General features: G+C 36.9%; 9 protein-coding genes. 2 read left to right on the top strand and 7 right to left on the bottom strand.

Annotation, left to right across the window (positions count from 1 at the left end; translation table 11 throughout):
* Positions 1–6 precede the first annotated feature (6 nt).
* The 6 genes from rodA to purH form a co-directional block, all read right to left on the bottom strand.
* Positions 7–1,272, bottom strand: a complete 1,266-nt coding sequence (rodA, locus tag ASE74_RS14515; RefSeq protein ID WP_055910538.1) for a rod shape-determining protein RodA — start codon at positions 1,270–1,272, stop codon at positions 7–9.
* Position 1,273: 1 nt separating this feature from the next.
* A complete protein-coding gene (mrdA, locus tag ASE74_RS14520; RefSeq protein ID WP_055910540.1) occupies positions 1,274–3,283 on the bottom strand; it encodes a penicillin-binding protein 2 in 2,010 nt (669 codons plus the stop codon).
* Positions 3,283–3,798, bottom strand: a complete 516-nt coding sequence (locus tag ASE74_RS14525) for a hypothetical protein (protein WP_055910543.1) — start codon at positions 3,796–3,798, stop codon at positions 3,283–3,285. Before ASE74_RS14525 ends, mrdA begins: the two co-directional genes overlap by 1 nt.
* Complete coding sequence (gene mreC / locus ASE74_RS14530) at positions 3,791–4,630, bottom strand: rod shape-determining protein MreC (RefSeq protein WP_055910546.1); 840 nt, start codon at positions 4,628–4,630, stop codon at positions 3,791–3,793. Before mreC ends, ASE74_RS14525 begins: the two co-directional genes overlap by 8 nt.
* 93 nt (positions 4,631–4,723) lie before the next feature.
* Positions 4,724–5,746, bottom strand: a complete 1,023-nt coding sequence (locus ASE74_RS14535) for a rod shape-determining protein (RefSeq protein ID WP_010601761.1) — start codon at positions 5,744–5,746, stop codon at positions 4,724–4,726.
* Positions 5,747–6,164: 418 nt separating this feature from the next.
* Positions 6,165–7,691: a bifunctional phosphoribosylaminoimidazolecarboxamide formyltransferase/IMP cyclohydrolase gene (purH, locus tag ASE74_RS14540; protein ID WP_055910549.1), complete on the bottom strand. Its 1,527-nt coding sequence runs from the start codon at positions 7,689–7,691 to the stop codon at positions 6,165–6,167.
* Positions 7,692–8,139: 448 nt separating this feature from the next.
* Between purH and ASE74_RS14545 the strand changes: the two genes are divergently transcribed.
* A complete protein-coding gene (locus ASE74_RS14545; RefSeq protein ID WP_157255434.1) occupies positions 8,140–8,502 on the top strand; it encodes a hypothetical protein in 363 nt (120 codons plus the stop codon).
* Between the two features lie 13 nt (positions 8,503–8,515).
* On the opposite strand, the gene purN is transcribed toward ASE74_RS14545, so the two are convergent.
* Complete coding sequence (purN, locus tag ASE74_RS14550) at positions 8,516–9,094, bottom strand: phosphoribosylglycinamide formyltransferase (RefSeq protein WP_055910555.1); 579 nt, start codon at positions 9,092–9,094, stop codon at positions 8,516–8,518.
* 242 nt (positions 9,095–9,336) lie between these two features.
* Between purN and rpsT the strand changes: the two genes are divergently transcribed.
* On the top strand, positions 9,337–9,591 hold the full coding sequence (gene rpsT / locus ASE74_RS14555) for a 30S ribosomal protein S20 (RefSeq protein ID WP_029277289.1): 255 nt from the start codon (positions 9,337–9,339) through the stop codon (positions 9,589–9,591).
* The last annotated feature ends 160 nt before the right edge of the window (positions 9,592–9,751 follow it).

Here is a 9,751-nt window from a genome sequence, read left to right on the forward strand (position 1 = left end):
ATGTGCCTAAATAAATCCCATCCTATTAGAGTCCAGTTTTAAAAAGATAAATAGCAGGATTGTAAAACTCCAGAGAGATGAACCTCCATAACTAATTAAAGGCAAAGGAATACCAATAACAGGAATAATACCAATAGTCATTCCGATATTGATGAAAACGTGAAAAAAGAGAATACAGGCTACGCTATAACCATAAACCCTCGAAAAGGTAGACCGCTGTCTTTCCGCCAGGTTAATCAATCTAAGCAGTAAAAATATATACAAGCCAATTACAACCGAACAGCCCATAAATCCCCATTCTTCACCAATGGTAGAGAAAATAAAATCGGTACTCTGTTCTGGCACATAACCATATTTAGTTTGGGTTCCCTGTAAAAAACCTCTGCCAGTTGCCTGCCCCGATCCAATGGCAATTTGTGATTGGATTACATTGTAACCCGCACCTTTATTATCGGTTTTTAGCCCCAGCATCAACTCAATACGGCTGCGTTGATGTGGTGCCAGTACTTTTTCGTAAGCAATTTTTACCACAAATAAATAGGCTATCGCTATTACTGTAACAAGAACCGTAGAAAAAATTACTTTCTGCTTTCTTCTGTTATTGTAAATAAATAAACCTGCAATTATGGTTATAATCAGTATTAAAATGTAAGTTGGAACTAAAAAATCTGCAATAAAGAGCACAATCATTCCTAAAAAAATCAGGAGAAAGTAACCTGATAAACCTTCGCGATACAATGGAAACATGAATGCAAGAAACACCAGTGCGGAGCCGGTATCCGGCTGTAGCATAATAAGCAGTAGTGGTGCAAGTACAATTGCGGCCGCAATCATGATCGATTTTATATCCCGGAATTTGGGGTTAAACGTACTTACATACCTGGCTAAAAGTAATGCTGTACCAAATTTAGCAAATTCAGAAGGCTGTAAACGAAAGGAGCCAATGGGAATCCAGGCCTGGTTTCCGCCTACATTTCTACCTACAAACAACACCACTATTAATAAAAGTATTGTCATGCCATAAATAAAAGGCGCAAAAACGTTAAATAACCTGCCATCAAATAATAAAATCGATAAGCCTAAAATAAGACCCGTAATAACATATATCAACTGCTTGCCATAGCTGCTTGTAAAATCGAATACTCCGGCTTTATCAGGATTATAAATCGATGCATAAATATTGGTAAAGCCAATAGCGCATAAAGCAATGTAGATTAAAACAGTAATCCAGTCTACATTGAAAAAAAAACGGTTTCCCTGTTGCTGCTGCATTTTATTTCTGTGTTACAGGTTTATCGATCACAACTGTTTTCAATTCTTTAGGTTTTGTTGTTACCGTTTGTTTAATTATGGCCGATTTAATGCGCAAGCTATCTTTAATTCTTTTAGTCGAATCTGCTTTTTTAATCAGCAAACTATCTGCCTTTGTAAGTTTTACTGCCGCTGTTTTATCCTTTAATACGGGCAGCAGGTTTTGGTTTTTCATCCATTCAGCTTGGGCTGCCCTTGCTCCGGTAACAGTTCCTTTCAGGTATTTTTCGATCATATAACTTGCTATAGGAGCAGCATATGTACTGCCAAAGCCAGCATTTTCCACAATTACAGCAATCGCAATTTTTGGGTTGTCTCTTGGTGCAAAACCAATAAAAACAGAGTGGTTTTTACCATGAGGGTTTTGCACGGTTCCTGTTTTTCCACAAAGTAAAATATCTGGGATCTGAGATAAAATTGCAGTTCCCCAGCTGCTATTAACCGCATCTTGCATACCATCTATCACGGGTTCAAAATGTTGGGCATCTACACCTACATAATTTTTAACCACATATTCCTTTTTAACCAGGTTTTTATCGCCAATTCCTTTTATTAAATGCGGTTTTATATAATAACCACGGTTAGCAATAATAGCCATCGCATTTGCCATTTGTAGGGGCGTTGCGGTAATTTCTCCCTGCCCAATGGCTTGTGAAATCACATTGGTATATCCCCATCTTTTACCATAAATTTTATCGTAATGATCGGCTGTATAAAAATATCCCTTCCGCTCGTAAGGCATATCAATATCGAGTTTTGAGCCAAATCCAAACTTTGCCACTTTATCCCGCCATTCCTGATAAGTTTGCCTTTGGTTTTTCATTCCATTTTTAGTGATTAACTTTTGAAAAACATAGCAAAAATAAGTGTTACAAGAGCGTGCTATACCTCTTCGCAATGCAATTGAACCATCAAAGTGCTCACATTTTATTTTTCTATTACCGGCCTGATAGTAGTGGGGACAAAAAAACGTGGTATTCGGGTCAATTACGCCTTCTTGTAATGCAATTAATGCGTCAACCGGCTTAAAAGATGATCCTGGCGGATAATAACCCATTATTGGTCTTACCAAAGATGGCCTGTAAGGATTACCAACGATAAATTCCATGTAATTATTACCCTGGTTTCGTCCTACCAAAAGATTAGGATCATATCCGGGACTACTTACCAAAGAAAGAATTTCTCCTGAAGAAGGTTCAATTGCCACAATTGCACCAACTTTATTTTTCATTAATTCTTCTCCAAGTTTTTGAATCCGCATATCAATTCCTGAAATCAGTCTTTCTCCAGAAACAGCATTTATATCATATTTTCCATCAGCATAACTTCCCTGAGGAGTATTATGGGCATCGTAAACGGTATTGATTACACCTTTTTCACCCCGTAAAGTTTCTTCATATGAAAACTCCAATCCACTTTTACCTTTGTAATCCCCGGGTTTATAAAATCCTTCAGATTTTTCTATGTCAAGCGGACTAACTTCTTTAACATAGCCAAATAATTGCCCTCCAACACTATCAGGATAATGCCTGATGGTTCTATCCTGTGTTCTGAAGCCTGGAAAGCGGTAAAGTGTTTCCTGTAGGCGGGCATAACTCTGAACAGAAATCTGTTTGAGAAAAGGAGTAGCCTGATATGATGATTTGCCTCTTGCTTTACGGAGATTTTTCCTTACATCTTCAAAACTAATGTCCAGTGCCTTGGCCAGTGCCAAAGTATCAAAGGGTTTCACCTCGTTTGGAGTAACCATCAAATCGTAAACAGGTTCGTTCTGCACAATTACCTTCATGTTGCGATCTAAGATTGCTCCACGGGCAGGATATTTGTAAATTTTCCTTAAAACGTTACTTTCTGCAGAAACAAATGCCTTATCGCTAATTACCTGGATATAAAATAACTTTCCTAATAAAATCAGGGCGATTACAATAAATAATCCTTGAACGATATATTTTCGATTAAATAATTGATCCATTAACGTGGTGTTCTTCTATAGAATATAAACTCTACCAATAAAATAATAAGCAGTGTAAAGATACAACTTAAGCCGCATCTCATTAAGGTATAACCAATTTCGGTTAACCTGAATGTTTCTAAGAAAAACAACACCAGATGGTGTGCAATAACGCAAAGAAAAGCATAAAGAGAAAACCATTGAAAACCCATATAACTTAACGATGGTTCAGGGTCATCAATTGCGTCGCGGTTTAAGCTTATTGATATAAATAAGATTCTTACAAAAGCCAGCACAACACAAGCAGTAGCATGTACGCCCATGGTATCATAAAAGGCATCGAGTGTTAAGCCTGTAGCGAATGCTAGAACATATAATAGAATATTTGGTATGCCAAATGGCAGTAAGAGCAAAAACAGCACATAAATAAATGGCGTAGATAGGTCATAAAAGCCCATATTCTTGAGCAGAAATATCTGCACAAAAAGTAGTAAAAACCACCTGATCACATTTACTATAATGATTCTACTATTCATTTGGTTTAGCTAAGCTTTCCAAAGCTTTTTGTTCTTCAGCTTTTTTATTTTTTACCACATATACATATTGCAATGTGCTAAAATCTGTAAATAAATTCAATTCGCCCGATAAGAAATTATCATTGGTGGCTACATTGGGTTTAGTAATTTTTCCCACTAAAATTCCGGCAGGGAAAGAGGCAAAGCCAGAAGTTACTACGGTATCGCCCACGTACATTTTAATGTGGTTGGGAACTTCTTTGATAAACGCCTTTTTGATATCGAAATTTCCATCACCCCAAACCAAAGAACCCAGTGCATTGTTTTTTTTCAGCGTTACACTAATCCGGGTATCTTTATGTAATAGTGATTGTATAGTGGCCAAATGCGCAGAAACATCACGAATAAAACCTACAACACCTTTTTGTGGTGCAATAACGGCCATCCCGCTTTGTATGCCATCAACGGTACCTTTATTAATCGTCATGATGTTGTTGCGCAGCGTAATGGAATTTTTAACCACTTTGGCCGCAAGATAGGTGTAATCCTGATTGGTTACCGTATCCACAACCCTAACATCTTTAGCCGTATCTACTGTGGTTAATCCAAGTAATTGGCTTTTAAGTTTGGCATTTTCTGCAGCAAGGCTATCGTTTACCATGCCCAGGTTTAGGTATCTTTTAAAAACATTTAACCGTTCGTACGCTGTGCCCACAATCTCATTTGTTGAGTTTAGGGTTACGCTACGCTGATAGGAATTGTTTTTAACCGTTAGGTAAATCCCAATGGTGAAAAAAATGATAAATAAGAAAAATGCGTTGTATCTACTGATAAAAATCCAAAGGTTACGCATTTGAGTTTGGAGTTAAAAGTTCGGAGTTAAGAGTAATAGTTTGGCGCATGATTGGAAAAACCAAATCAACAACCCCAAACTCCGAGCTGAATGTTATTGCATTAAGAATTTATATCCGCCAATATTTTTAAGGGCGATGCCGGTTCCACGTACTACCGCGCGAAGAGGATCTTCGGCCACGTGAACAGGTAATTTAGTTTTAGCTGCTACGCGTTTATCCAAACCCCTTAACAAAGCACCACCACCCGTTAAATAAATCCCGGTTTGGTAAATATCTGCAGAAAGTTCTGGTGGAGTAATCTCTAAAGCTTTTAAAATCGCTTCTTCAATTTTAGAGATCGATTTATCCAGACAATGTGCAATTTCGGTATAAGAAACCGTAATCTGTTTAGGTACGCCCGTCATTAAATCACGCCCTTGAACGGCAAAATCAGCAGGAGCATCCTGAAGTTCAGGTAAAGCTGCACCAACCTCAATTTTAATTTTTTCTGCCGTACGGTCGCCAATCATAATATTGTGTTGACGGCGGATGTAGTTTACAATATCAGAGTCGAAGTTATCACCGGCAACGCGGATTGACTGATCGCAAACAATACCAGATAATGCGATTACCGCAATTTCTGTTGTGCCACCACCTATATCGATAATCATATTACCCATAGGTTCTTCTACATCAATACCAATACCTACAGCTGCAGCCATTGGCTCGTGGATTAAATATACTTCTTTTGCACCGGCAATTTCTGCCGAATCGCGTACTGCACGTTTTTCTACCTCAGTAATACCAGAAGGAATACAGATTACCATACGCAATGATGGAAACATCCAGCCTTTACCGCCATTCAGCATGCGGATCATGCCTTTAATCATCGCTTCAGCCGCGTTGAAATCGGCAATAACACCATCTTTTAGCGGACGTACAGTTTTAATATTATCGTGGGTTTTACCCTCCATTTGCATGGCTTGCCTACCAATGGCAATTACTTTATTTGTAGTACGATCGAAAGCAACGATAGATGGCTCATCTACAACTACTTTGTCGTTATGTATAATCAGGGTATTCGCAGTGCCTAAATCAATGGCAACTTCTTGCGTAAACCAGTTAAATAATCCCATGTATAAGGTATGTTTTCTTTATTTTGTCAAATCTATACTATTCCTAATGTAAAAATAGCTTTTTTATTGTTTTAAGTTTTATTTTCTTCATTCATTCCATTGTTTTTAAGGCAATTAAAATGTTTAGAAAATAAAAAAGCTAAAAGACCAAAGTTACAAGACCAAAGTTCGAGTGCGCTAAGGGAATAAGATATCCGCTTTAAGCTTTAGTCCTTCTGCTTTAAGCTTTAGTCTTTCTGCTTTAAGCTTTAGTCTTCTACTTTTAGCTTTAGTCCTTCTGCCTTAAGCTTTAGTCCTTCTGCTTTAAGCTTTAGTCTTTTTACTTTAAGCTTTAGTCTTTCTGCTTTAAGCTTTAGTCCTTCTGCTTTAAGCTTTAGTCTTTCTGCTTTTAGCTTTAGTCTTTCTACTTTAAGCTTAACTAGTGTTTAAAGTGTCGTACCCCAGTGGTTACCATTGCAATACCTTTTTCGTTTGCTTTTGCAACAGAATCAGCATCTTTTATTGATCCGCCAGGTTGTAGCACAGCTGTAATTCCAGCTTCAGCAGCAATTTCAACACAATCAGGGAAAGGGAAGAAAGCATCAGAAGCCATTGCTGCACCTTTAACGCTGAATCCAAATGAAGCCGCTTTTTCAATCGCTTGCCTTAAAGCATCAACACGTGAGGTTTGCCCAACACCACTTGCAATTAGAACGTCATCTTTTACCAATACAATGGTATTTGATTTAGTGTGTTTTACAATTTTATTAGCGAAAAACAAGTCTTTTAACTCTTGTTCAGTCGGTGCTTTATCGGTAACGGTTGTCATTTGTTCAGGCCCTTCGATAATTAAATCTTTATCCTGCTCAATTACACCGTTTAATAATGTTTTAAATTGTTTTTTGCTTAATTCAACCTCGTTACGTTGTAAAATAACACGGTTTTTCTTTTTACTGAACAATTCTACCGCTTCTTGCTGATAAGAAGGTGCGATTAATACTTCGAAGAAAAGGTTGTTAATCTCCTGTGCCGTTTCTAAATCCACTTCTACATTGGTAATGAGTACACCACCGAAAGCAGAAACAGGATCGCAGGCCAAAGCATCAATCCAGGCTTGTTTTACGGTAGCGCGTGATGCAATACCACAAGCATTTGTATGTTTTAAGATCGCAAAGGTTGGATCCTGAAATTCATCGATCAGCGCAACAGCTGCATCCACATCAACCAGGTTGTTGTAAGATAGCTCTTTGCCGTTCAGTTTAGTAAACATGGCATCTAAATCACCATAAAATACACCACCTTGATGAGGATTTTCGCCATAACGTAAAGTTTTGGCTTGCGTTACACTCTGTTTAAAAACATCAAGCGGTTCTTCAGTATTAAAGTAATTAAAAATTGCAGTATCGTAGTGAGAAGAAGTATGGAAAGCTGTTTTAGCGAAAGATTTACGTTGTGCTAAAGTAGTTTCTCCGTTTTGCGCCTCTAATTGAGCCTGTAAAGTAGGGTAGTCATTTTTAGAGGCAATGATTACAACATCGTTAAAGTTTTTTGCAGCAGCACGGATTAAAGAAATACCACCAATGTCGATTTTTTCGATAATTTCATCCGGTGTTCCACCTGCTTTTACAGTTTCTTCAAAAGGGTATAAATCAACAATAACCAGGTCAATTTCAGGAATTTCATATTCAGCAATCTGTTCCTGGTCGCCAGTTAAAGCCCTACGGTTCAAAATCCCACCAAATACTTTCGGGTGTAAAGTTTTAACACGTCCGCCTAAAATAGATGGATAACCTGTTAAATCTTCAACTGCCGTAACAGGAAGGTTTAAATCTTTTATAAATTGTTCTGTACCACCGGTAGAAAATAACTGTACACCTTGTGCAGCTAATAATTTCACCAATGGCTCCAAACCATCTTTATAATATACTGAGATTAAAGCGTTTTTGATTTTAATGGATTGACTCATTCTACTGAAAATTTTGAGCCGCAAAGGTAGTAAAACAGGGGCATTTATTAAGGGGGTAAAATCAATAAAAATGAAATTAGTCTTATATCTTTCTCAACAGGGTGTTTTTTATTTTACTATGAGATTTTAAAGATGCTTATATCTCCATATTGCAAGCGGAAATATTCACTTTCTACACATTCTAATTATTATATGTAATATTTACCTGGTTGAGCAGAATTAATCTGTGAGGCTTTAAAATTTACTAATGGTATTTCAATTTTGCTAATTTAGCCCATCAAAAAAATGTTATTAATTATCACGAGGGAGAATAATGTTTCAATCAAATCGTAAAGCAACTTGGTCATATATAGTTGTCGTTTTTCTTATTATATGTTGTTACGTTGGAATTTACCATTCACATCGTTATTTTGGGTTTAACTGGATAATGTGGCTAAGCATTTCAGCAATGTTGGCACTGTTTTATTTAGGGGATTTATGGTTAGGAGATAGGGGAAGGTGGGATAAACTGAAGTCTTTTCTATTTTTGCTGTTTGTTGGCGGGCCGATAGGTTTTTTTGTGATTAAAATGCATAAAGCTTTTACGGAAAAACAATTGGCCAACCATGGCGTGCATGCTCAGGGAATAGTAACTGATTTATACTTAAGAAGAAGTAAACGCAGTAAAACACCCTACGCTGTATTTACTTATAAATTAAATAATAAAATCTGGACACAGGAAGTGATTAACAGAAACTCTGATTTACAAATTGGAGATACTTTAATGTTATTATGCGCTAAAACAGATCCTGAAATTTTTAAGATCGATTAGTATAAAATCCCGGTTACTTCTTTATCTTTTTTACAATGGTTTCTACCACCCTGGGATAGTGTTGGTGTTCGAGCTGCTGCCCTTTAAACTTAACCATTTCAAGGTTGTCATTTTTATCGATTCGGTACCGGGCCTGATAAATGTATTCGCCTTCATCATAATTTTCATCAACATAATGTATGGTAATACCGCCTTCTGCTTCACCGGCAGCCATAACAGCGTTGTGTACATGATCGCCGTACATGCCTTTGCCACCAAATTTAGGGAGAAGTGCCGGATGTATATTCACAATTCTACCTGGGTAAGCATTGATCAGGCTTTTAGGAATTAGCCAGAGGAAACCCGCAAGCACAATGAAATCTATTTCCAGGTTTTTAAGTAAATCGATTACTTCTTCGGTTTTATAAAACTCGTTTTTATCGAAAACATGAGTGGGGATTTCAAAATTATCAGCCCTTTGTAGTACATAGGCATCGGCGTTGTTGGTTAACACCAAAGAGATTTCTATTTCATTACTCCGCTTAAAATGCTCCATCAGTTTTTGGGCATTAGAGCCAGAACCTGATGCAAAGATGGCTATTCGTTTTTTCACTCAAAAATCGTTTTGTCCAAAAATAGTATTTTTAAGCCTGTTTTTTCAATTGAAAAGAAATTTTATTCAATTAAGTTAAAGTATTATTAATGAATAAATTTAACGTATTTTTGCGGTTGCTAAATAGGGCTAAACTTTAATGAAAAAAAAGTTTAAAGTGTTTTGTAATTTAAAAACATTAATCCTATATTTGCAACCCGAATTATAGGAAACGAATAAGAAAAATAAAAGGCTAAATAGAAATGGCAAATCATAAATCTTCATTAAAAAGAATTAGAGCAAACGCAACAAAACGTTTACGTAACAGATATCAGGCAAAAACTACACGTACCTTTATTAAAAGATTACGTGCTGCAGAAGATAAAAAATCTGCATCTGATTTATTGCCTAAAGTAATCTCTATGTTAGATCGTTTAGCTAAAAAGAACATTATCCACAAAAACAAAGCGGCTAATAATAAATCAAAATTAACGAAATTCGTTAACGGTTTAAAATAAACCAATTATTTTACGATATTAGTAAAGGCATCCCAACCAAAAGTTGGGATGCCTTTTTTTTATCGTGCGCCGGGCATGGCAATCGACTATAGGGTTCAAGTCCCGAACACGCTTAGCAGTAGGAAGTGTTAGCTCGAGACAAGGGTGTCGTGGGTGACTG

Origin of the sequence: Pedobacter sp. Leaf216 (assembly GCF_001421515.1) — a bacterium.
GTDB lineage: Bacteria > Bacteroidota > Bacteroidia > Sphingobacteriales > Sphingobacteriaceae > Pedobacter.